Genomic DNA, 23,887 nt, shown 5'->3' with positions numbered 1-23,887 from the left:
ACTAATTTTATTCGTTGTCACCCGTAAAATTACGAAAAGTAAAAAATCTTTTATCTATTTTCCGCATATTCCTGTCCGCTTCCTACTATATATTAATTTAAGTTAATCCATTAAAGGAGTTTCTCATGTTATCTATTAACAGCTTTTCAGATTCCACCCCCTATCCTCCTGTAAAAGTAGAATGCCCTAATTTACGCTATGCCAACGAAATGCTGAGCAATACCGGCTCCTGCAATTCGGAAATGTCCGCGGTGAGCCTGTATTTTTACAACAGCGTAATACTAATGGAAAACAGGAAAGATTTTGCTGATATTTTTCACGAGATCAGCATTGTGGAGATGCACCATCTCGACATTTTTTCCCAGTTGGCCTTTATGCTGGGCGCAGACCCCCGACTCTGGACCTATCAAGGCAGGGGAGCCAGGTATTGGTCTCCGGCATGCAATCACTATCCCCGCCCATTGGCTGCTCTTCTGCAAAATGCCCTGCTGGGAGAACAGAATACTATTGCAAAATACCGGTGGCAGGCCAGCCTGATTCAGGATCGCTGTATTACGAATTTGTTAAACCGCATTATCCTGGACGAACAAGTTCATGTCAGCATCTTTCAGGCCATGCTGGCGGAAATAAGCTGCGGCTGATTAACTGCCGGATTGTTTTTTAAAAATATGGTTAATTCCCCTCCCAATATGATAAAATAACTATAAATCATCTTATCAAAAGGAGGCCGCCGCCCGTGTCAAATGAAACCCACGCTTATATCGCCATCGATTTAAAATCATTTTACGCCTCCGTAGAATGCAGGGAACGGTATCTCAATCCCCTGACCACAAACCTGGTGGTTGCAGACCCGGACCGCACGGAAAAGACCATCTGCCTCGCTGTATCCCCGGCCCTTAAAGCCTATGGGATTCCCGGCCGCCCCAGACTGTTTGAGGTGGTACAGAAGATCAATGAAGTCAATGCCAATCGGAAACGGATGGCGCCAGGACACACATTCACCGGTTCCTCCTGCGATGCGGATGAGCTGAAATCGTCTCCTGAGCTGTCTGTTTCCTATATCACAGCCCCGCCCCGGATGGCCTTTTATATGGAATACAGCACCAGGATTTATAATATCTATCTGAAATACATTTCCCCGGAAGACATTCACGTCTACTCCATAGACGAAGTGATGATCGACGCATCCGCTTATCTGAGCGCCTGCCGGCTCACGGCCCGTCAGCTGGCCACAAAGATGATACAGGATATTTTTCAGGCTACCGGAATAACGGCCACAGCCGGAATCGGCACCAACCTGTATCTGTGCAAGATCGCCATGGACATCATGGCAAAGCGGATTGAGCCGGATGAACAGGGAATGCTGATCGCCGAACTGAACGAGATGTCCTACCGGAGGCTACTCTGGAACCACCGCCCTTTGACTGATTTTTGGCGAATCGGTAAAGGATATGCCCGGAAACTGGAAGCAAACGGTTTATACACCATGGGTGATATAGCCCGGTGCTCCATCGGAAAACCCAATGATTATCACAATGAAGAACTGCTTTATAAACTGTTCGGCGTCAATGCCGAGCTGTTGATTGACCATGCCTGGGGATGGGAGCCATGTACCATGGCAGACATCAAATCATACAAGCCTGCGGCAAACTGCATTGGCTCCGGCCAGGTGCTTCAATGTCCTTATGACTATAAAAAGGCGAGGCTGATTGTCCAGGAAATGACGGATGTTCTGGTTCTCGATCTGGTGGAAAAAGGGCTTTTGACAGACCAGATGGTTCTCACCGTGGGATACGACATAGACAATCTCACAGATCCCGCCATCAGAAAATTATATAAGGGCGAAATCACCACAGACCACTACGGGCGCAAAATCCCCAAGCACGCCCACGGCACCGCCAACATCGGACGGCGGACCTCTTCCACCATGCTGATCATGGACGCAGTGATGAATTTATATGACAGCATTGTGGACAAGAATCTGCTGGTCAGAAGAGTTTATATCACAGCCAATCACGTTTCCGGCGAACCTGTCTCCTCCAAGACCCAGTCTTTTGAACAGCTCGATCTTTTTACAGACTACGAGGCTTTAGAAAAGAAGAAAAAAGAAGAGGAAGAGAAACTGAAACGGGAAAAACAGATGCAGGAGGCAATGCTGGCCATCAAAAAAAAGTTCGGCAAAAATGCCATCCTAAAAGGAATGAACCTGGAAGAAGGGGCCATGGCCAAAGAGCGCAACCAGCAGATCGGCGGACACAAGTCCTAAAGTGCGGTTAAAAATCACTTTCCCCAAAAAGGAGCAAATGATGAACGATAAAAACAACGATATCCACCATTATGATGATATCATCCATCTCCCCCACCATGTTTCCTCTGTCCATCCCCCCATGCCCGTTTCCGACCGGGCCGCCCAATTCGCTCCTTTCGCCGCTTTAACCGGCCATGGAGAGGCCATTAAGGAAACCGCCCGGCTGACGGACAAACGGGTGGAGCTGGACGAAAACGCCAAGGCCATATTGGATGAAAAACTGAGAATGGTACAGGAAATGCTGTCTCAGCAGCCGGAGATAACCGTCACCTATTTCCAGCCCGATGAAAAAAAGGCCGGAGGCAGATATGTGTCCGCCTCCGGCAATGTGAAAAAAATAGATCTGTACCATCATCTGATCGTCATGACAGACGGTTTGAGAATTCCTCTCGACGAGGTTTATGAAATAGAGGGAGACATATTCGGATCTGCGGATTATGTCTGATGCAGCCGTTCAGGCAGGTCTGAACGGTTCCTGTCTGATGCCATTTACTCTGAGGTAATGGTCAGGTCCGATTCATCCTCTTCCTCTTTTTCCTCTCCCTCAAACGTTATCTGAGAGGTTTTCTCCATAAACGATTCATCCAGATTCATAGGCGTGGTCCGGTCCATGGTATCCAGCGCAATTTCCGGCTCCCTTCTCAGCCAGTCCAGGTACAGGAATGCCTGCACCATATTCATGTTTAATTTAGTAACTAATTCCTGATAGGTGATATTGGAAATGGTGATATCCGGTTCCACGCCTTCGTTGAAGCATTCATAAAAGGCCTTTTTTAAGTCCGGATCGATTTTCCTTAATTTTCCGATGGAATGCATGGCCTCCCATTCGTTTAATCCCTTTCCAAGCAGATACTCCCTTAAATCAGAATATTTGATGGGTTCTCTTTGTCTCATTCCTCTCCTCCTAACTTCCTGAGCGCTGCGTTTGCCATTGCGAATGCATACCACTCTAACGGCTGCTTCCGGTAGCCTTCCGGATCTACTTCAAATTTGATATAATTGCCTGGCTTCTGGTTTATAATCCAGATACAGGTTCTCTTATCCTCCTCGGAGTACGTAATATCATTCTCATCTTCCGCATCATATATCCGTTCCAACAGTTCGGACATCTTTTTATGCTGATACGCATGTGATAATTCATGGACCACCGTATCCAGAGCGTCGAATAAAATCTCGTCGTCCGTTATTTTAAGATAATCCTCATTAATACTCAGCTTATTATTTGCAAAACAATAGCTCCCCTGATATTTACATCCCGTGTCCTGGGTATTATAAAATTCAATCTCTATATCCCCGATCCCAATGTCCCGCGCGATCTGCCGGGCGATGGCCTCCATCTTATCTTTTCTCTCTTCAAATGTCATATTTCTCAATTCCGTGCCTATATCTCCGGTAAAATTCTGCCGGATTGTTTCCGCCATCCGGTCAATCAATGCGGAGTCATTTGGAAGGAGCACATTGCCCTCAGGATCGAGACGGCTTCTTACCCGCCTTTTTTCTTTGACAAAATCTATCAGCATATCAAGTCCCGAAGCAATGATGCTGACCGCTAAAATACCTCCTAAAACCACTAAATCCATGCTCCACCTCCAAAATTAAGTTTACTGCTTCCGCATAACAGCAGATATTTGATTAATTTTATCCCCAATTACCTGATACATCCGGCTGTCATACCTGCTGCCCCCATGAAGCCTCTGCACCGCTGCCTCGCTGGTATCTACCGGCTGTTCCCGCTCCATATCAAAAGCTTCAAATGGAATCAGCACATTCTTTTTATTAGAAACAGGCGCAAAATTATTAGCGTGAAGCCCTATATAACACTCGGCAATGTCCTTTAAATTTGTTTCTCCATAGGTCCTGGCCTCATCGATGGCCTGTCTCAGCATCCGTCCATATTCTTCTTTGTTATATATCTTTTGTATGATCTTTTTACGCTTAAAGTTCTGTTCCAGAACCTCATAGCATCCGGCCGCATCATTCTCCTCATAGTCCGCCAAGTCCGCACCGTATTCTGACAATAACAGCTTCCGCAAAGTCTCCTGGTTAATTCCGTGAATGTCCGAACCGGTTAAAAATTTCCCTCTTCCGTCTTCTACACAGTAGTCCATCACAGACTTCCAAAACCGGCTGTCCAGCGACGCCGTATCGAAAAGCTTTACAAAATTTCCATGTTCATCCACAACGGAATTGATGTTTTCCAAGTCCGCTTTAAAAATATCAATGCATTCCTTTTCCGTAGGCATGAATACATAATATTTCCGGTCAAACCGGCCGCTTCTTAAAAATTCCGGCGGAAGGCTCTGTATGTTATTGGCTGTCGCAAAGATAAAACATGGGGCGGGGGGATCTTCATTCTTTCTCTTTCTCTCCCCCTGCTCCTGCATCCAGGTCAGAAACATGGCAAAACAACGCATAACCTCGGACGAAGCGCTGTCCCCGGAACTCTTATTTCCGATTCCCGAAAATGCCTTTTCAATCTCATCGATCCACAGCACGCAGGGAGCCATGGCTTCTGCCATCCTGAACGCTTTTCGCATCTGCTCCGCCGACTGTCCCAGATAGGATTTGGTGATATTTCCCATATCCAGGCGGACTAACGGAATATTCATGGTTCTGGATATCTTTTTAGCCATCATGCTCTTTCCCGATCCGGGAACTCCGCATACCAGAATCCCTTTAGGGAAATCCACATTTTTCCGGGTTTTAAATTCAATACGGTGGCGCAGCACAAAATGGCATTTTTCCTCCAAATACTTCATCAGCTGGTCCATGCCGCCAATATTTAAATCCTGCTCCACCCGTTCATATTCCAGCACCCCTTCTTTGCTTAACATCTGGCGCTTTTCATTGTTAATGATGGAAAAGGCCACATTTTCAGGAAGTTCTTCCTCCATTCGTCCCATCGTATACCGGTTATTGGTCAGATATCCCGCTTCATATATGGTCTTGTTCAGGATTTCTTCGATCTGCCGGGCGTCAAATCCTTTTAAACGGTCTACCAGCTCATCCCTGTAGTTCGGTTCCAGAACCTCGCCCTTTTCTTTGGCAAACTGCTCCACAATCTCTTTGATTTCCCATACATAAAGGGGATCTGGATTAATGACGGCAACAAAGTCTTCCAGCCCTTTCGGAATCAGAAGGGAAGAAGCGGCCAGAATCAGCACGGAACGGCGGATCGGACTGCCTTTTGGCGCATTTATGTATTGGTTGACGTATCTTTGCAGATTCGCTTCCGTCTTTACGATGCTGCCTTCTGAACCTGCCGCAACAGCTGCCAGATTATAATTCTTTACAGCCATAATTACAGGGATTTTTTTTCCGTAATTATCCAGATACCCCATTGGATTAATCACTTCTCCGGCATTGAATATCTTCACATTCTTCTTGAAGGTGATTGACTTTTTCTTTAACCTTCCGTCCTCATCCATTTCGATCTCTTTTGATACCGTGTCATTGGCCACTCTCAGATACATGGGGATTTCTTCATCCGGTATGGGTTCGATTTCAGAATTCCCCTCCCCCCTCCAGGTTCTAAGTTCCACCATGGACTGGTCTGTTATGATCTGGTTTACCAGATCCATATCATCGGTCTGCAGATACAGGATCGGCTTATTGGACAGGTAAGCCGACACACACTGCCGGATTACCTTGTCTATTTGTCTTGGATTTTTCTTCAAACTCTATCCCTCCTTTATTCGGCGAAGTATGCGCCTAAATCGTCCAGCATGGTCTGTACCGCCGGTTCCATCAGCTTTCTCAATTGGTCTTTAACACTGCTTTTTTGGAGAAGTTTTTCAATCATGGACTCTAAATATTTGGTACAGTATTTTTTTGTTACAGGATGGCGGTTCTCAGATACAATGCGGTCAACGCGATGGGCCCGTTCCTTTGAATCCATCATTTTATCGATTGTTTTGATAACCCCGTAGGTGCCCCCAAGGAAAGACAGAGCGCCTTCTATAAATTTCTCAAATGCATCATTAAAAGTAAAATAGATCACTCCGTCACAGATATTCTTTAATTGTTCATAATCGATGGTAAATTTATAGTCTTCAGGGATGGTGCGCCGGTAAATTTGTTCAAAAGCTTCGTTGACAATCTGTATAATATCTTCTTTTTTTGAGTAAACCCCTTCTGCAATGGCAATTTTCACCTTTTCTTTGTAATCATCTTTGGCCTGCAGAGCAGTCAGCTTCTGGCGGCTTGTATCCGCTATTTCCCTTGGTTTATGTTTTCCGTCCAGCTCTTTCCATTGTACAAATGCCGGCCAGATTGCCTCTTCATAAATGGTATCATTCAGCAGTTCCACAGCCCTTTTTGAATATATCTGTATAAATTCCGGGCTCTGGATTTTTTCCATAATCTTATCCATCACTTCCGGAAAAGCCAGAGTTGCCCTCACATCCATCTCCCCTGCATAAGCCATCCCCCGCGCCACACAGGTTGAAGGATTCATATCCAGCAAAATCCGGACACCAGGAAACACTTCCTTGCACAGCTTTGATACAAACCCCATTTTAGAAGCCCCGCCCGTCAATATGATGGTTTTATAAGGACGGCTGCCAATGGTATTCTTAACGTCCCTGAAAAGCTGTCTGCAGTCTTCGTACCAGCTCCCGGTCCACAATCCGTCTTTTGTGTTCAGATTCATCTTCCGGTGGATCACACCGCTTTTTTCATCCTCCATAAATGATCTGTCTACGGTTATATTTCTGGCTTTTCCGCTTTTTGTGACATACCGCACTGATTTTTTCAGCTTGCCTTCCGAATCAAAATATTCTTCTTTTACAGCCCGCAGTTCCAGACGCAGTTTTTGCAGATCTTTCGGCGCATTGTCCTCCGCATGGACTGACCTGTCCTTTTTTCCTGCCTCATAGGCTTTGAGAGCGTCCTTTCGGATCTCAATATCCGTTTTTCCTATATAGGCAGGCAGCATTCTCATCATTTTACACAGATTTTCTATCTCTTCTTCATTAGAAGATGTGTCTTCAAAGCAGCCTTTTTCACACATCAGATCTTCAATCAGGCCCCCGCCCAGATTGACGCTGTCTTCTTCTGATTCCACCTGCCTGGTTCTTAAATCCTTCAGCAGATAAGTCCAGTCTAACGTGCTGGAACCCAGATCGATAACGATAAGACCGTTATCCAGCAGGTTAAAGTTCTCCTTTTTATCCAGAATCGCCTTAAAGAGCGCAGCCCGGCTTTCCGGCATGATGACCACCTTATAGGGGCTCACTTCCTTTATAATGTCCGCGTACGCCAGATCCTGGTTTTTCCACTGGATACTGGAAGGGATTCCAATGAATAAAAGCACGGAATCCGGGTCCATATTCAATCCTTCATTATAGATCCTCACATTTTTCAAAACTTCTTTTACAAATGCCTGCAGCAAAGCCTTCTTGGTATAACCGGAACCTTCTTCCATTTCCCCCATATTCAGCGCCCGGGGAATGGATTTAAACTTCGTATGTACTTCTTCATAAAAAGATAAATCTCTGCCTAATTTAAGTGTAATCCACTGTTCATCCTGACTATTCTTTTTCAGCAGGGCAGTGACCAATTTTTGATTGCTGTCCCCGTCCAGATTTACCGGGCTGGGCACCATCCTTCCATCTACTCTGGTATAACAGCAGGTGGATTCCCCATGTCCCAAGTCAAACGCTATAATCGTTTTAACTGCTTTCAGCTGTTCCAATGTAATACCAAATTTTAACAGGTCAATCCCTCTCATACGCCACTATTCCTCCGTTTTAAACCAGCTTCCGTAAAAGTATATATATTCGTCAATTTCGCATTTTGTACGAACCACTGCCGGTATATTTTGAATTTCTTCCTTAACCCCAAACCATCTCTTCCGTTCTTCATCAGATGCGTTCTCATAGAAAATAACTTCTATTTTGCACCGGTGCAGAAGGGCGCACATCCGTTCAAACCACCCTTTTACCTGTTCACGGAGGTCCTCATCACCGACCGTGAGAAGTTCTTTCAAATCAGCCAGGTGCATCCCGGTAATATTCCACAGCCTCTCATAAAACTGGGCCGACGCGTCCGGCCTGCTTAATAACTCCTCTTTCAGCAGGCTGACGCCTTCATGGATGCCATTTAAATAGTTCATTAAAACAGTTTTATTGGTTCCTTTTTTTTCAAGAGCTGCAAATCCCTCCGCACCCTGCGGCCTTTCCTGGCTTCCGGCATTTATCCTGTCCGCCTGTTCCAGAATATTGCCGGCAAAATAACGGATCATCTCACAGCGGTCTTCTTCCCCGCGGAACAGATTGCCCTCAAAACAGCACCCGCCCAACTGCTGAACGGAATACAGAATTCCATTTCCTTCCGCCGTAAAGCATTTTCTAATCAGCGCTGTATAATCTCTCTTAGATTCCGCAAACTGACGGCAGGCTCTGTAAAGCTCCTCCAGATCCACATAAATCTCATTGGATTTCACCCTTGCCTGTGTAAAAAACTTCTCCATATTGAGATCCTGATCGTCGGGTCTGTTCTCAGACGTTTCTGCCAGGGAAGGCATTGTTCCAGCAGGAAACAGATTATTTATTAAATCAATTTTCTTCTTCTTCATCCGGTCCCTCCCCCATCTGAATATCTGTTTTTCCAAGATAATAAATATAATGATCCGACACCCTTACCACAGCCGTTTCCTTTTCATCTCTTTCCCCAGTCTGAAAATATTCCTTCAACTGGTTTTTATCAGCTTCATCATCGTAAATAAAGGCAATGCCCAGTTCTTTCATATTTTTTCGTATCCCGTCCATCATCCGGCAGAATTCCTGTTCCATTTTTTTGCCGTCATCCGTATTATACGCCAGCCGTTTTCCAAATTCTAAAAGTTCTTTCAAATCGGGCTGGAACCTGCGCCACAGGTTCCTGTAGAATACCGTATTCTTATCTTTCAGGTGATGTTTTATCTCCTCTTCCAGCCTCTCATATTCTGCCTGGAACGCCTGGGAATTTCCTTTTGGATCACGATCCATTCCCCTCTGGTAATAATAGGTTTCTTCATCCACATCCGGTTTAAAATTCTGTGGAGACGGGCCTCCGTAACCGCCTTTTTCATCTTTCATCCGGTAACGCAGCGCGCCGTCAAGCCCATCATTAATATAATAAGAAATCATCTCCTTCTCTTTTTCCCATCCTGAGTTCACTAATCCATAATGGGCGGCAGTCATAAGTTTTTCCAGGTAAAACAGTATGGAAGTTTCAGTAAATACGTTCTTACAGCATTGTGTGAATTTTTTTTCATAGGCAGCCTGCTTATATTTTTTCCAGCAGTCCTCCCGTGTGAAAACAGTTTTGCGAACCGGAGAGGGCACAGTTACGTTTGAAGTTGTCTCCTCTTCTTTTTTCTTACCACTGTTCTTGTTCAAAAAATACATTACAACAGCGCCTGCTGTTCCAACAACTGCCAGCGCGGCAAACAGCCTGATCACAACACTAAAATTATCCATCCGCCCACCTTCCCTTTTCCTGATACTATCTTTCCTGATATTATCTTTTTTCATTATACACAAGCACCTCTATTCTGCTTTTATTCCATTTCCGCCTTTTGGTTTCTTACAGAACGTCTATTCTCGTCTCTTCATTATACTCATTTTTCAGGATCAGCGTCCTGCCGGAGCCGTCAAACCCTATCCATGAAATATTTTCACAGGAAACAATAGAAGCATTTTTAGGATAATTGGTAAATACTCTTCCATTTCTCCCCAACGCATACAGATATCCGTAATTATCCATGCAGATCATGCAGATTCTGCTGCCGTTAAAGGAAAAATTACTCACTACATTTCCCCGGTCCGTCAAAATGGCATAGAGGCCGTTTTTACTGCATATGCTCACCGGAGTCTCCTCTGTCATGGACGGAAGATTCACCATGCTCGTGTAGCTCAATAGTCTTCCATCTGAAATTCCAACAAATCCGCCGTCTTCCGCTGCCGCAAAACTGCTCATCCGCCCCAGTTCTCCGGTAATATCCTGATATGTATTCTGTTTTTTATCATTCTTATCCCGCTCCAGCAAAGCCTTTCCGTTCTTATCCCAGGTCTTATAAATCCTGTATGCGCCGCACCGGCTCTCCGAAGGAAGAAATTCCACCACCCTGTCGCCGATAAAATTAGCGTATATCTCATGTTCCAGGGATATGGCTGATCCGGGCACTCCCCTTCCTTCCTCATCCACCAGATTTAACTCCGTACAGCCTGAGTAACTGCTGTAGGATTCACGGATCAGCCTCTTCGTCCTGATGGTCAGTCCCCTTTCATCTTCTGAAGGTTTCCACCGGCGCAGTGAAAAATGCTCCATAGCCGGGCTGATAATAATTCCCTGATCTGTTTCAAACACGTCTTCATTGGTCTGGGGAGGTATTGGTTTCTGCGCCTGTCCGTCCGTCTCATGTATCCCTTCATACACAGATTTTACCGAAGGAGAACATTCTTCTAATTCTTCCGCCCGGCAGGGACAATGGGCCAGCTCACATAGAGCAACCAGAACAATGGGCATCACCGGCTTTTTACCGCCCCTTTTAAGCGGTTCCATCTTTTCCAGCTCTTCCGCCTTCTGGAAATTCAATTTGATTGTATGCTCCGGCGCGCTGTCCGCGCCGTTTTCTCCTATGGCCTGTGCCTTCCATGAGATCACAGGCATTTCATCCAAATGATCCAGTGAGAAAAATCCGCCTTCCTCACCAGCAATTTTTCTCCACTGCTCACAATAACTGATCAATTGATAGAGTTCCTTATCTTTTTCATCTTCATAAAAGATATAATCCGGTGAAAAGTCACGTAAAAACTGCCGCAGATTCATAACGGTTTCCTGCAAAGTAAAATACTGACGGAATTTCGTCATATTCGATATCTTTATCCCCTGTAAATCCATAGATTAATTTCCCCCTTATCACTTATCCGCAGTATAGTATTCTCCGGCAGATATCTCTTTTTCGAATAAATCCAGCTCCATCCGGCATTCATCCAGCTCGATCTGCAGATTTTGAATCTCCGCCCTCAGTCTGCCTTCCTTAGACGCCCATCTGCTTCTCTCTTCCATCAGCCGTATCTTATATTCCGTAAAATCCAAAGTCCTGTTTTCCTGAACCTCTTTTACCATCTCAACAAAGCGTTTGGGGGACTCTCCTGTTTCCAGTTGAGTCCCTCCTGCCTTCGCCGCCGCAAAATCCGTATTGGAAATCTGCAGCCTTAATGCGTAACTTCGTCCATATGTTAAAAGATCTTCCTCATCAATTAAACTTCCCTCTTTGCCTCTCCGGATTTCTGCTTTCAATTTCCCGCTTCGGATGGCGCGCCGTAATGTTTCCTCATTTTTAGGCGCGTATCCTGAAAATCTGTTGTTTAAAAAATCGATTGCCTGTGTTACCGTATACTTTTTATTCATAACCTTTTCCTTCCATCTGCAATAAACTCATCGTTTTTATCCCATCACCTTATACGGTAACATGAGATCTATTGGAAATGGAGTTGTTAACAGCATTTTTCACATAGAGATATCCGGCGGTTACTCTGCTTTTAATAAACTCGTATGCCTTCTGAATTCCTTCCAGTACAACACCGTAATTATTTTCGACAAATGCCTTAACATGGTCAAAACCTTTCCAGTAAAGGCCAATCGTATCTACTACAGCATCACAGAAGAAGCAGAGGATATATAAGCCGATGGTTCCTACCAGCAGCGTGCCGATTAAACTGCTTGTGGTAAACAGGATTGCCAGATACAGAAGCAGGGAATAAATTGTAAGCGCACAAACTCCGATTGTAAGCGCCACGCATCCGATTGCCTTTAATGTAAATGCTGCTGCCTCCCATGCGATATTTCCTTTCAGCGCATCGTGAATGGTTTTTTCAGTTTCCACACTGGCCGCAACTGCTACCGCCCACAGGTAAGGATCTGCTTCCTCTTCTTCCTCCGGCAAAAGTTTTCCATCCTGATATGCAAGATAAGCCGCCAGGGACAAATATGCTTTTCTCTCTTCCAAAGACCAGCCTTCCACAGCAAATTCACGGATATACTCTTCTGCGCTGTCTTCCGGCAGGTTCTTCAGCCGTTCGATGTCATTTAAGGAAATAACGGAGCTTTCCAGGGCGGAAATCATCTGCTCTCTCGCTTCCTCAACCATCTCGACTGTAACTATAGTCTCGCAGTCTACACCTGTACCAAACAGTTCCTCTAATGCATTATCAGCCTGGAATTTATCCGGTCCCAGAAGAGAACTCAATACCCTCTGATCCATAGTCTTTATGGCTAAGGTCATATTACAGTAAGCCGCATAACGCTCCGCCGGACTTTTTTCTTCCTGATCCTGCTCAATTTTTTCGAGAACAGCCTCTAATCCGTTCTGTGTATAAGCGCTGAGGCCCTGGTCAAAGTCTGAAATTCCCTTTAAAATATTGTCAATAATTTCCTCTGCTTCATTCTCCGTAACATCCGGGTAACGGTCCATATACATATTTAATAAATTCTCCCGTACACCGGAATCCGGGTTCACCATGGTTTTCAGTTTGTCTGAATACTCTTTTAAAATGCCGCGTTCTTTTCTGTTGATTGTCATAACTAATCCCTCCATTTTTAATAGTTGGCCGGCCGTTTTATTTCGTACCAGCCTGTGGTTTCATTGAAATACTGCTGCTAGTTCTTCCAGTTACGATCAGATAACCGGCCATTACTTTATTTTTTATAAATTGGCATACATTCTGAATGCCGTCCTGAATTTTCTCATAATTATCTTCAACGTATTTTTTAACAAATTCACAACTGGCTGTATAACCGTCCTCTAATAAGAGTTCTAAATAAATGAAGCCAAACATCAGCCCATATCCCAGCAACCCTATGGCAAAGAAAGAAAATACACTGGCCGTTGTAAACATAAGTCCTAAAGTCAGCAGCAACAGACCGGTATCTACAATGCACAAAGCGAGCGATAAGGCTATGCAGCCCACTGCCTTGATAACCTTCATGGCGTTTTCCCAGGTAGTATTGCCTTTCAACGCGTTATGAACGGCTTTCTCAGCCTCCAAATCTGCGGCAATTGATACTGCCCAGTAATAAGGACTTACCGCCGCCTGGGCTTCATCCACATCTGCAAAAATCTTTCCATCCCGATAAGCCAGATAAGCCGCCAGTGACAAATAAGCTTTTCTCTCTTCCAGAGACCATTCTTCCACAGCGAACTCCCGTATGTATTCCTCTGCCATATCTTCAGGAATATTTTTCAGTCCTTCAATATCATTTAAGGAAATTACGGAACTCTCCAATGCGGATATCATCATCTGCTTTGCTTCCTCAACCATCTCTTCCGTAACATTCCCCCCGCATTCCATATGGGAGTAAAAAAGGTTTTCCAGAGCTTCTTCCATATGAAATTTTTCTGATCCCATCAATTCACTGAAGACTTTCTGGTCCATAGTCTTAATTGCTACAGTAATATTACAATAGGTAGTATATCTTTCCTCATTGCTTTTTTCCCCGGTCTGCCTTTCAATCACATCCAGCACAGCCTCCGTTCCATTCTGTACAAATGCGCTGACACCCTCATTAAAATCAAGAATTCCGCATAAAATATGATCTACAGCCTCTCCGGCCTCCTCTTCTGAAGCATCTGGACAACTGTTTTTATACAGATTCAACAAATTCTCCCGCATTCCCAAATCAGGATTTGACAGAACCTTTATCCTGTCTGAATATTCCTTTATGATACTGCGCTCTTTTCTATTTACCTTCATAATTAAAATTCCCCCTGGCTATATGAGATGAAGCAGTTGTTTTTGTTGTTATAATTAATATACTACAGTAGTAATTAAAATGCAATAGTTTTTTATGATTTTTTCAAAAAAATGTAACCGGATAGAAAATGGCGCATATAAAGAAATGTGGTCTTTCAAAGTAACATGGCTTTGATAAAACATAGCTTTTCATAAAACATAACTTTTCATAAAACATAACTTTTCATAAAACATGGTCATTTAAAAACCGGCGGCAAAAAACCTGCCGCCGGTCCAGTTAATCAACTCAGCCCCTCATTTTCATTTCCTCGCTGAAAGTTTCCTGCTGTAAACTTCCAGCTCATAAGTTTCCCCACTCCGCATATCTGTTTTCTGTTCCGAATACCGGTAAGAAAAGCCGCAAGAGACTGCCAGGGCTTTCGAAGCGGTATTCTCAGCCCGCGTGGAGTAATAGAATTCATTTGCCCACAATGAATCGGCGCAGTACTCTAACAACCGTTCCAGCACCTGTTTTCCATATCCTTTGCCCACATATTCCGGCCCCAATGCGATACTGGCGTCCTGATAAATCTGCGGCCCCATTTCCTCCACTCCGGCAAATCCAATGGCCTGTCCCGTCTTTTTATCATAGACCAGATATGTATCATGGTTTTTCTGATAGCTGATGGTTTTATGCATCCGCTCTCTGGCCTCTTCTTCGCTCTTTGTCACCCGCCACTGCATATACCGGGCCGTCTCCGGCCTGGACCAGACATTGCGGTACAGGGTTTCCCAATCCTCGAATTTCGCTTTTCCAAGTATAAGATCCTTCGTCTCCATCATTTAATTCAGCCCCAGAATTTCCAACAGCTCCTTATGGGGCCATTTTTCATCCTTCTGAAATACATTAATATGGTTCAAATCCCCGCTCCTGTCTGTAAATGCAGGGAACAAAAATCCGCATTCCGGTTCCCCCGGCTCATACTCCCCGGCCAGCGGACAGATGGCGCAGATCATATATTCATACACCTCTTCCGATTCCCACAACCGTTCCTTATCAGAGGCCTTCGCAGGAATATCATAACGGCCGTGGTATACCAGAATCCCATACTCCCGCCCCGCAGGGTATTTCTCCATCACAATGTCGTAAAATGTATCCAGCAGAGCGTCATTTTTCAATCCGCATTCATTCATGGCCATGAGAAGCTGCCACATACTGCCCGGTTTTCTCATCTCCGGGGTCAATTCGTACTTCTTTAACTTCACATTGGTATCCGAAAAAAGAATCGTTTTAGCTGTCTTTAACTGCTTTGTCCTCTCTGACGACGATAATTTAAGAAAATTCGTATTAAAACTCCCGTCAAAATCTCCGTCTTTATCTACATAACAGCCTGCAATCCGCCCAATGGAAGACCGGGCAGGCGTCATCCGCCTGGTCAGCTCCAGCATATCCTCTCTATTTATCATGATATTATCAATTCCTTTCTTCTATTTATAAGGTTTTATACCCTTTTCCGTAAAAGCGGCCATTCCATTCATTTCCTTATGAACGTATTATAACCGCATCCCGCCTCTAATGGAATCCTAATTTAAAAAATACCGCCCAGCCGGATAAAAAAGCAGGATTGGAATAGAAAAAAGCTCACATAAAGGTTATGATAAATCTACCACGTGGAATTAAGAAAAGAGGTGAAACAGCATGGAAGCCATCCTGATACAGTGTATGAAATATATTGAGGAAAATTTGGACCAGGAATCCCTGAATCTGGCGGCAATTGCAGCGGAATTCGGGTATTCCCAGTATCATTTCTCACGTCTCTTCCGTGAATCATCAGGAATGCCGGTCATGGAGTACGTAAAGCACCGAAGAATGATCCGGGCATCCAGACAAATTCTTAATGGGAGCAGTATTCTGGACGCAGCCTTGAATTGCGGCTATCAAACCCATAATGGATTTTCCAAAGCATTTTTGAAACAATTTGGCTTTCCGCCGGTTCTCCTTAAAGCATGGAGTATACAAATAGGAGGTAATTGGATGAAACATATATTTCTCAAAGAAACAGAAGTTCATGAGACAAAAGAAGAATTATACCAGACCATACTGAACATCATGAATGATAACCATCTTCCATTCCAGAAAAAAGAAATGGACCGTGCATATCATCTGGCCTGCCGCACCTACGAAGGTCTGAAGCGTTACTCCGGAGACGATTATGTAACCCACCCGCTAAATACGGCAATTCTTCTGGCGCAGATGGAAGCGGAAACAAGTACAATCATAGCCGGAATGTTCTGCGATGCGCTGGCCAAAACCAACGTAAGCAAAGAAAGTTTATATAATGCCCTTGGAGAAAAAGCCGGAGATCTGATTTCAAAAGCCGTTTCTTTTGACGCGAAAAAACCGGTTGAGTCCCATCAGGTTCTTCTTATCAAATTGGCAGAACGTCTCCACAATATGAGGACAGTAGAATTTATGAGTTCAGAGGAACAAAAGGAGAAGGCAGATGAAACGCTTGCCTGGTTCTTACCCCTGGCCTTTGAATGCGGGGATAAACGAATGATTGAAGAACTGAATGATTTATCATTAAAATGGATTAAAAACGGCAAATCCTGCATAACGGATTCAGGACAATTCTCTCCTGATAGGAAAGCCACTTAACTTTTAACCTATAACCGGATTCCATGTACAGGACTGGTGAACGCCAATATGAGCTTAAAACCTTATTAGCAAAAATATCTTGCTGCTGGAAAGTCAAACATATTAGCAGAAAATGAAAAAATGCTGGAAACCTTTAAAAAAATTAAGGATTCCAGCATTTCTAATAGCGTTCCTGAGCGGATTCGAACCGCTGGCCTTCCGCTTAGGAGGCGGACGCTCTATCCTGCTGAGCTACAGAAACGTAAACCTATCTATTAAGTTATATGTCCTCAGGTTTCTTAAAATTAACAGTCCCCTGCATCCATATCTGGCCCTTAAAACGGCGGCCCACCATAGGTTCCCCTTTTAAATCATCCTTGCGGATTCCCACATGAAATACCAGATCATTGCAGTCCAGAGTGAGGTCATAGACTTCCTCCTCCGTAAAGCGGTTCTTCTTCGTTTCAATGTGTGTGATCTCTCCGATCACGGAATACTGGTCGCACTCAATTCCGCATGGCATAAAACATGAATCAATGATAGAATAAATATCTTCTTTCATGATTCTTCTGGAAATCTGAGAATACAAATCGATATCTTCGATTGTCAGAGTTTCCATGGCATCTTCATCGCCATTCTTAGCAGCTTCCAACAGGCTGTTCCGGTTCTTGGACGCCACTTTTGCCTTCTCAATCTGATTCGCAGTTTTTTGAACCGGCAAGAGAATTTTACCACTAACTGACAGTCCCGTCAAGCATGCAGACGAAACCTCTTCAATTTCTTTTCTAATTTTCCTCTCCTGATACTCCATCGCGTTGTCAATATAGAAAATCAAGGAGATTCCAACCTTATATTCATCCAATAAACCTGCATAAGTTTCCTTTTCCGCGTGCCTCTGAATGGAGCAGTCGGACACAGACGAAACATCCGTACTGGACAGATAAGGATAATAATACTCCGCTTTGAACTTTCCGTCCTCTTCTACTCCGCAGATCGCCACTCCCATACCTGGAGCTGCTTCCGCCCGGATTCTGACCAGTTCCGTATCCTTTTCTATCCGGAGCCGTTTAACATCCTCTCCGTTCTCTGCCAGTTCCTGAAGTAAATTTTCAATTTCTTTTCTCTTCTGGTACATGCTGAAACCAACAGACCGCAAAAACTTATGCATTGTTTCACCTTCTTACTTATAAAATGGGATAAATATGAGACGAAGAAGAAACTTCCCCGTCTCATTTCTCTTGCCATTATATACTATAATCAGGAATTATACAATACCCTGCGCCATCATAGCATTGACAACTTTTTCAAATCCGGCAATATTGGCGCCTGCCACATAATTTCCTTCAACTCCGTAACGTTTTGCCGCATCCGCTGACTTATCAAAAATATCAACCATAATGCTCTTTAACTTGGAATCAACTTCTTCAAACGACCAGCTCAGTCTCTGGCTGTTCTGTGTCTGCTCCAGAGCTGATGTAGCAACACCGCCTGCATTGGCAGCTTTACCAGGCATGAACAGGATTCCATTTTCAACAAAATAATTTGTTGCTTCAATGGTAGAAGGCATATTGGCGCCTTCTGCAACTGCGAAGCATCCGTTTGCCTTTAATGCTTTGGCATCGTCCAAATTCAGCTCATTCTGGGTTGCACATGGAAGAGCGATGTCGCAAGGAATGGTCCAGATGCCTTTTCCTTCTGTATAAACGGCTGTTGGAACTTCCTCCGCATACTCTTTAATACGTCCGCGGCGGACTTCTTTAATTTCTTTTACCACATCCAGTTTAATGCCGTCTTTATCATAAACATATCCGTTGGAATCGTTCATAGCCACAACCTTTGCGCCTAATTCCTGAGCTTTTTCCACTGCATAAATGGCTACATTTCCTGAACCGGATACAACAACTGTTTTACCTGCCAGCTCTTTTCCGTTATTCTTCAGCATCTCATCCAGAATATAGATCAAACCATAACCTGTCGCCTGAGTACGCACCAGAGAACCGCCAAATGTCAATCCCTTACCGGTCAATACGCCTTCATAATGGCCTGTAATCCTCTTATACTGTCCGTACATATATCCGACCTCTCTTCCGCCGACACCGATATCTCCGGCCGGGCAGTCCACATCAGGTCCGATATGTCTATACAGTTCTGTCATAAAACTCTGGCAGAATGCCATAACTTCTCTGTCTGATTTTCCCTTAGGATCAAAATTTGATCCGCCTTTACCGCCTCCGATCGGAAGCCCTGTCAAAGAATTTTTCAATGTCTGCTCAAAACCGAGAAATTTTAAAATACTCTGATTTACAGATGGATGGAAACGAAGGCCGCCCTTGTAAGGTCCGATTGCGCTGTTAAACTGTACACGGTATCCTTTGTTGATCTGCACTTTTCCGCTGTCATCAACCCACGGAACTCTGAAAGAAATGATTCTTTCCGGCTCTACAAATCTTTCCAATACACCTAAACTGCGGTATTTTTCTTCATTTGCATCAATAACTAATCTTAATGAATCCAAAACTTCTTTTACAGCCTGGTGGAACTCGTTCTCTCCAGGATTCTGCGCAACTACTCTCTCATAGATTTCATCAACATATGACATGATTTTTCTTCCTCCTTGTAAATCAACTTATTCTACATACCTTTGCTAGCCAAAGTATAGTTACCACCTGTGAGGCTATTGGAAAAATTATAGCAATTCAGCGTATTAAAGTCAAGAAGCATATAATACTTTTTAAACCTTCTTTTTCACTTTTTTTCGTGCTTTTTTTATGATTTCATCAGGTTCTTTTCTATTGTTAACTATTATATAATTATAAGTTGACATTATTATTTCCTCATGATATTATATTAACAAATAAATGAAAGGACTTATTTCCCATGAATACAACTAAATCCGCTCCTGTTTCTTCTAATAAAATAGCCACAAAGGACATTGTCCTTGTCGGCATGTTCGCCGCCATTCTCACGGTAATTTCACAGATATCCATTCCTATGCCATCGGGCATGCCCATCACAATTCAGGTCTTTGGTGTAGCTCTTGTGGGTGTAGTTCTGGGTTGGAAACTAGGTGTTTTAGCAACTTTAGTCTATATATTTATAGGAGCAATCGGCCTTCCCGTTTTTTCCAGTTTCAGAGGTGGTTTAGATGTACTAACCGGAATCACCGGCGGCTATATTATAGCATGGCCGATTTTATCCGGTTTATGTGGAATTCGTTTAAATCACCTGTCAAAACTCAATCATTTAATTCTTACTATTATATTATCCATGATTGGACTGGCTGCTGTTGAGATCATAGGCGGTCTGCAGTGGAGTTTTTTATCCGGTAATATGTCAATCTCAGCAGTATTTACATATTCCATGGTCGCCTTTATACCAAAAGACATTTTAATTACTATTGCTGCAGTTTTTTTGGGTAACAGGATCAGAAAGCCTTTAGTTTTGTCCGGGTATATAAAATAAGGCAGCAATATAATTAAGGATAATTTGGTAAAAACTATAATTTGGAAACAATAAAAGTAAAACGCGGTGGGTGCATCAGAAAATATTTTGATTTTCTGATGCACCCACCGCGTTTTTACTGGCGGCTTACTGGCGGCATTTCACTATCTTCTCTTCTATTTTTCAACTACTCATAAATTCCTCTAATACCCCAAAGCCTGTTCCAAAGCCTCCTTCTCTTCATTTCCCAGCAATACTTCCGTCTCGCCTTTTACCACTGTTTTTATATATAGATAACAGCCTTCCCTGCTATGAACCGTATTCAATATAAATCCTGTATTGTTGGAATCCAGCATTGCGTAAGCAAAACTTAAATTTCCTCCCATCCCTTTAAATGCATTATACCTCACTACGCCAAACTTTTGATATGCTCCTTTTACGCTCTTATTAATTGTACGGATCGCATCCTTATTAGCCCGGTCCTCTGCCCTTAACCGTTTGATTTCCTCTACCTGGTCGTATATAATATCTTCTAAAGATTCTGCGTCTTTACCTCTCATAAACATATCATATCTTCTATATAGACGTTTCATCCGCACAAGGCAGCTTATTGCAATAATCAGTGATATCAATGATACCGCTGCTAATCCGATAAAAATATAAGCTGGATCTATGGGCCAACTGTTTAGCATACTGTTTTCCATCTTATGTCCTCACTTCCACACCATTATCTGATAGATTCAATTAACTCTACTATTCTTTCCAGTTCGGCTTCTGAATAATATTCTATCTCTATTCTTCCCTTATTTTTGTCTTTTTTATTAATAATTACTTTTGTTCCCATAATTTGCTTCATTCTGTCTTCCAAATCATTATAGATGAAGCTCAAATCCTTTTCCGGCTCCTGAACTTTTTCCTTTTTGGGTTTCGTCAGTAATTTTACCAATTTTTCCACTTCCCGGACGCTCAACCTGCCCACCACTATCTTCTCAGCAATTACGTACTGCTGCTCCTTATCCTCTAAAGAAAGTAGTGCTCTGGCATGTCCGCTGCTGATAACACCTTCAGTCAGCATTTTCTGTACTCTTTGATCTAATTTCAAAAGCCTCATGCTGTTTGTTACCGCCGTCCTGCTTTTGGCAACCCGGGCTGCTATTTCTTCCTGTTTTAACCCAAATTCTTCCATTAACTGCTGATAGGCCTGTGCTTCCTCAATCGGGTTCAGATCTTCACGCTGTACATTTTCTATTAACGCGATTTCCATACTTTGCTGTTTTGTATATTCACGGATAACCACAGGCACTTCTTTTAATCCTGCCAGCTTTGCGGCTCTCCATCGCCTTTCACCAGCAATTAATTCATATAAATTACCCTTTTTCTGTACTAATAAAGGCTGTAACACTCCATATTGTTTAATGGAATCCGCCAATTCCTGCAAAAGTTCCTGATTGAAGTCTTTTCTTGGCTGCTGGCTGTTTGGTTCAATTGCTGTTATTTTTACAGTCAGTTCTCTTCCAACTGCTTCCTCTTCCTTTTTTTGAACAGTTTTTGTGTCAGTTTTTCTTTCTCTTGTGGTTGTTTGCTGGGAAACCGGCTGCTGCTCCATCAGATCTTCTCCAAATAAAGCGCCTAATCCCTTCCCCAATCCGCTTCTCTTCGACATCACAAATCTTCTCCTCTGCTTATTACTTCCGCAGCCAACAGGCGGTAGCTCTCCGCTCCTGTGGACCTGGTATCATACAAATTAATCGGCATTCCATGGCTGGGTGCTTCCGCCAGCCTTACATTTCTAGGAATTATCGTTTTATAGATATTTTGATTTAAATTACTCTTAACATTTTCGACTACTTCTAAAGAAAGGTTTGTCCGGGCATCATACATGGTAAATACAACGCCTTCCATCTCTAATTTCGGATTTAATTTTTTTTGTACCAGATTTACGGTTTTTAGTACCTGGCTTAATCCTTCCAATGCATAATATTCACATTGAATGGGCACTAATACAGTATTGGCAGCCGTTAAAGCATTTATTGTCAATAGACTTAATGATGGCGGACAGTCTATAATAATGAAGTCATAGTTTTTTGATATTTTTGTCAGGTATTTTTTTAACAATTTTTCTTTGTCATCCATTTCAAGCAGTTCAATCTCTGCACCAGCAAGATTTACATTAGATGGCAAAACATCCAGATTTTCCTGTACATCCTTAATCAGGCATTGGTCCATTTTACAATCGCCGATTAATAACTCATAGACAGTTTTATCTATCTGTTCCTTCTCCAATCCAAGACCACTGGTAGCATTCCCCTGTGGATCAAAATCTACTGTCAGTACTTTCTGTCCTGCTTCTGCTAGACAAGAAGAAAGATTTATTGCAGTTGTTGTTTTTCCAACACCGCCCTTTTGGTTTGCGATCGCTATAATACGTCCCATAATATTTCCTTTCTTAACAGATGCTAGTCAGATTTCAATAAGCCAGTATATGCTCATTTTACATAAAATCACAAATAGAAGTATATCACATTTCACTTTTTTTTCCTATGCCTATCAATGAAAAAGATCGTTTATTTTATAAGAAATGTTTCACGTGAAACATTTTTATCCATTATCAAAGGGTTTATTATAAAAAACTACTACATAGCGGCCTATGAATTTTATGTCCGCAAGTCTAAGTTTAAGAATAATTTAATATGTTTTGCGTTGTATATACTTTGATATTATACTATAATAACAGTTAGAATTCCTTATAGGAGGTTGCCAATTGAGAGCCAGAAATAAACTTTTAACATTATTAATTGTATCTTCAGGAGCGGCCGCAGGCACTGCTCTTTTAAATAAATGTATTACACTCTCCGCTGCTTCAAAGAATGTTTTATCCGAAGCAGAATCTCGTTGTTACAAATGGCGTTTAGGAAATATTCACTACACAAAAGTAGGTTCAGGAAAACCGCTTTTACTGGTTCATGACTTAACTTCTGCCTCCAGTGGTTTTGAATGGAATCTTTTAGTCAATAAATTATCAGATAGTTTCACTGTCTATACTATAGATTTGCTGGGCTGTGGAAGGTCAGAAAAACCATATTTAACTTACACCAATTATTTATTTGTACAGCTCTTATCCGAGTTTATCAAATCGGAAATTGGCCATAGAACCGATATTATAGCTACTGGGGCGTCCTCTTCCATAGTCGTGATGGCATGCAACAACAGTCCTGAATTATTTAATCAATTGCTTTTAATTAATCCTGAAGATTTATCCACATGCAGCCATATACCCGGAAGATATTCTAAGTTTTACAAAGCATTTTTGGATCTTCCTATATTAGGAAGCCTGATCTACAATATCGCCAATAGCAAGGAGGCATTAAAGAAAGAATTTGCAGTAAACTATTTTTTTAATCCATACTCTGTTAAGAATTCCTATATCGATGCATATTATGAAGCGGCTCATTTAGGGGATTCACCAAAATCAATATTTGCCAGCGTCATATGTTATTACACAAAATGTAATATCATCAATGCATTAAAAAAGATTGATAATAGCATCTATATATTAGGCGGATCTGAAACAGATCATATGAATGATATTATCAGAGAGTATAAAGATTATAATCCTGCTATAGAATCGTCAGTGATTTCTAATACAAAGTTACTTCCCCATTTGGAAAATCCTTCAGAGGTTTTAAAAGTAATTAATATGTATTTTGCTTAGAGATCATAAAAGTTTTATATATAGAACTTTTATATATAGAACTTTTATAATTAATAAAACGGGCATTA

General features: G+C 42.7%; 23 protein-coding genes and 1 tRNA gene. 6 read left to right on the top strand and 18 right to left on the bottom strand.

The annotated features are described in order from the left end of the window. Positions 1 to 125: 125 nt before the first annotated feature. The 3 genes from GPL15_RS23415 to GPL15_RS23405 all read left to right on the top strand — a co-directional run bounded on the left by GPL15_RS23415 (position 126) and on the right by GPL15_RS23405 (position 2,753). Positions 126 to 641: a ferritin family protein gene (locus GPL15_RS23415; protein WP_215701098.1), complete on the top strand. Its 516-nt coding sequence runs from the start codon at positions 126 to 128 to the stop codon at positions 639 to 641. A 95-nt stretch (positions 642 to 736) separates the two neighbouring features. Further along, positions 737 to 2,266 carry a DNA methylase gene (locus tag GPL15_RS23410; RefSeq protein ID WP_215701097.1) on the top strand — a complete coding sequence of 510 codons (1,530 nt, stop codon included), beginning with the start codon at positions 737 to 739 and terminating at the stop codon, positions 2,264 to 2,266. A 40-nt stretch (positions 2,267 to 2,306) separates the two neighbouring features. Then, complete coding sequence (locus GPL15_RS23405) at positions 2,307 to 2,753, top strand: YolD-like family protein (RefSeq protein ID WP_215701096.1); 447 nt, start codon at positions 2,307 to 2,309, stop codon at positions 2,751 to 2,753. A 44-nt stretch (positions 2,754 to 2,797) separates the two neighbouring features. Here the strand turns inward: GPL15_RS23405 and GPL15_RS23400 are convergent, their stop codons facing one another. The 12 genes from GPL15_RS23400 to GPL15_RS23345 form a co-directional block, all read right to left on the bottom strand. After that, complete coding sequence (locus GPL15_RS23400; protein WP_215701095.1) at positions 2,798 to 3,202, bottom strand: hypothetical protein; 405 nt, start codon at positions 3,200 to 3,202, stop codon at positions 2,798 to 2,800. Next, entirely contained in the window at positions 3,199 to 3,888 is a 690-nt protein-coding gene (locus GPL15_RS23395) for a hypothetical protein (protein ID WP_215701094.1), read from the bottom strand. Before GPL15_RS23395 ends, GPL15_RS23400 begins: the two co-directional genes overlap by 4 nt. 21 nt (positions 3,889 to 3,909) lie before the next feature. Then, positions 3,910 to 5,985, bottom strand: a complete 2,076-nt coding sequence (locus GPL15_RS23390) for an AAA family ATPase (RefSeq protein ID WP_215701093.1) — start codon at positions 5,983 to 5,985, stop codon at positions 3,910 to 3,912. A 14-nt stretch (positions 5,986 to 5,999) separates the two neighbouring features. Further along, positions 6,000 to 8,039: a hypothetical protein gene (locus GPL15_RS23385; protein WP_215701092.1), complete on the bottom strand. Its 2,040-nt coding sequence runs from the start codon at positions 8,037 to 8,039 to the stop codon at positions 6,000 to 6,002. A 6-nt stretch (positions 8,040 to 8,045) separates the two neighbouring features. After that, entirely contained in the window at positions 8,046 to 8,885 is an 840-nt protein-coding gene (locus tag GPL15_RS23380; RefSeq protein WP_215701091.1) for a hypothetical protein, read from the bottom strand. Beyond that, entirely contained in the window at positions 8,866 to 9,771 is a 906-nt protein-coding gene (locus tag GPL15_RS23375) for a hypothetical protein (RefSeq protein ID WP_215701090.1), read from the bottom strand. The genes GPL15_RS23380 and GPL15_RS23375 overlap by 20 nt, the downstream gene beginning before the upstream one ends. Positions 9,772 to 9,877: 106 nt before the next feature. Continuing rightward, positions 9,878 to 11,194, bottom strand: coding sequence for a hypothetical protein (locus tag GPL15_RS23370; protein ID WP_215701089.1), 1,317 nt, complete (start codon positions 11,192 to 11,194; stop codon positions 9,878 to 9,880). An 18-nt stretch (positions 11,195 to 11,212) separates the two neighbouring features. Continuing rightward, positions 11,213 to 11,707: a hypothetical protein gene (locus GPL15_RS23365; RefSeq protein WP_215701088.1), complete on the bottom strand. Its 495-nt coding sequence runs from the start codon at positions 11,705 to 11,707 to the stop codon at positions 11,213 to 11,215. A 49-nt stretch (positions 11,708 to 11,756) separates the two neighbouring features. Continuing rightward, on the bottom strand, positions 11,757 to 12,878 hold the full coding sequence (locus GPL15_RS23360) for a hypothetical protein (protein ID WP_215701087.1): 1,122 nt from the start codon (positions 12,876 to 12,878) through the stop codon (positions 11,757 to 11,759). A 37-nt stretch (positions 12,879 to 12,915) separates the two neighbouring features. Next, positions 12,916 to 14,049: a hypothetical protein gene (locus GPL15_RS23355; protein ID WP_215701086.1), complete on the bottom strand. Its 1,134-nt coding sequence runs from the start codon at positions 14,047 to 14,049 to the stop codon at positions 12,916 to 12,918. A 300-nt stretch (positions 14,050 to 14,349) separates the two neighbouring features. Further along, entirely contained in the window at positions 14,350 to 14,871 is a 522-nt protein-coding gene (locus GPL15_RS23350; protein WP_215701085.1) for a GNAT family N-acetyltransferase, read from the bottom strand. Further along, positions 14,872 to 15,495, bottom strand: coding sequence for a DUF4317 family protein (locus GPL15_RS23345; protein WP_215701084.1), 624 nt, complete (start codon positions 15,493 to 15,495; stop codon positions 14,872 to 14,874). 568 nt (positions 15,496 to 16,063) lie between these two features. On the opposite strand from GPL15_RS23345, the gene GPL15_RS23340 reads away from it, so the two are divergent. Next, positions 16,064 to 16,687 (top strand): HD domain-containing protein, encoded by a 624-nt coding sequence (locus tag GPL15_RS23340; protein WP_252198590.1) that lies wholly within the window; start codon positions 16,064 to 16,066, stop codon positions 16,685 to 16,687. 167 nt (positions 16,688 to 16,854) lie between these two features. On the opposite strand, the gene GPL15_RS23335 is transcribed toward GPL15_RS23340, so the two are convergent. The 3 genes from GPL15_RS23335 to gdhA all read right to left on the bottom strand — a co-directional run bounded on the left by GPL15_RS23335 (position 16,855) and on the right by gdhA (position 19,265). Next, positions 16,855 to 16,928: transfer RNA gene (locus GPL15_RS23335), tRNA-Arg, on the bottom strand. An 18-nt stretch (positions 16,929 to 16,946) separates the two neighbouring features. Next, positions 16,947 to 17,834, bottom strand: a complete 888-nt coding sequence (locus GPL15_RS23330) for a DUF3881 family protein (RefSeq protein WP_215701082.1) — start codon at positions 17,832 to 17,834, stop codon at positions 16,947 to 16,949. Between the two features lie 96 nt (positions 17,835 to 17,930). Beyond that, positions 17,931 to 19,265: an NADP-specific glutamate dehydrogenase gene (gene gdhA, locus GPL15_RS23325; RefSeq protein WP_215701081.1), complete on the bottom strand. Its 1,335-nt coding sequence runs from the start codon at positions 19,263 to 19,265 to the stop codon at positions 17,931 to 17,933. A gap of 278 nt (positions 19,266 to 19,543) precedes the next feature. Here gdhA and GPL15_RS23320 point away from each other — a divergent pair, with 278 nt between their 5' ends. Beyond that, positions 19,544 to 20,128: a biotin transporter BioY gene (locus tag GPL15_RS23320; protein ID WP_215701080.1), complete on the top strand. Its 585-nt coding sequence runs from the start codon at positions 19,544 to 19,546 to the stop codon at positions 20,126 to 20,128. A 182-nt stretch (positions 20,129 to 20,310) separates the two neighbouring features. Here GPL15_RS23320 and GPL15_RS23315 read toward each other — a convergent pair whose 3' ends face one another. From GPL15_RS23315 to GPL15_RS23305, 3 genes are read right to left on the bottom strand one after another with little or no spacing between them, the layout of a single operon-like run. Beyond that, positions 20,311 to 20,799, bottom strand: a complete 489-nt coding sequence (locus GPL15_RS23315; protein WP_346345031.1) for a DUF4446 family protein — start codon at positions 20,797 to 20,799, stop codon at positions 20,311 to 20,313. A gap of 35 nt (positions 20,800 to 20,834) precedes the next feature. Further along, positions 20,835 to 21,770, bottom strand: coding sequence for a ParB/RepB/Spo0J family partition protein (locus GPL15_RS23310; protein ID WP_215701114.1), 936 nt, complete (start codon positions 21,768 to 21,770; stop codon positions 20,835 to 20,837). After that, positions 21,770 to 22,540, bottom strand: a complete 771-nt coding sequence (locus GPL15_RS23305) for an AAA family ATPase (protein WP_215701078.1) — start codon at positions 22,538 to 22,540, stop codon at positions 21,770 to 21,772. The genes GPL15_RS23310 and GPL15_RS23305 overlap by 1 nt, the downstream gene beginning before the upstream one ends. 328 nt (positions 22,541 to 22,868) lie before the next feature. Here GPL15_RS23305 and GPL15_RS23300 point away from each other — a divergent pair, with 328 nt between their 5' ends. Continuing rightward, a complete protein-coding gene (locus GPL15_RS23300) occupies positions 22,869 to 23,819 on the top strand; it encodes an alpha/beta fold hydrolase (protein ID WP_215701077.1) in 951 nt (316 codons plus the stop codon). Positions 23,820 to 23,887 lie beyond the last annotated feature (68 nt).

This window comes from Clostridium sp. MCC353, from assembly GCF_018785315.1.
Classification (GTDB): Bacteria; Bacillota; Clostridia; order Lachnospirales; family Lachnospiraceae; genus CHH4-2.
This window is presented reverse-complemented; position numbering and strand designations above follow the sequence as displayed.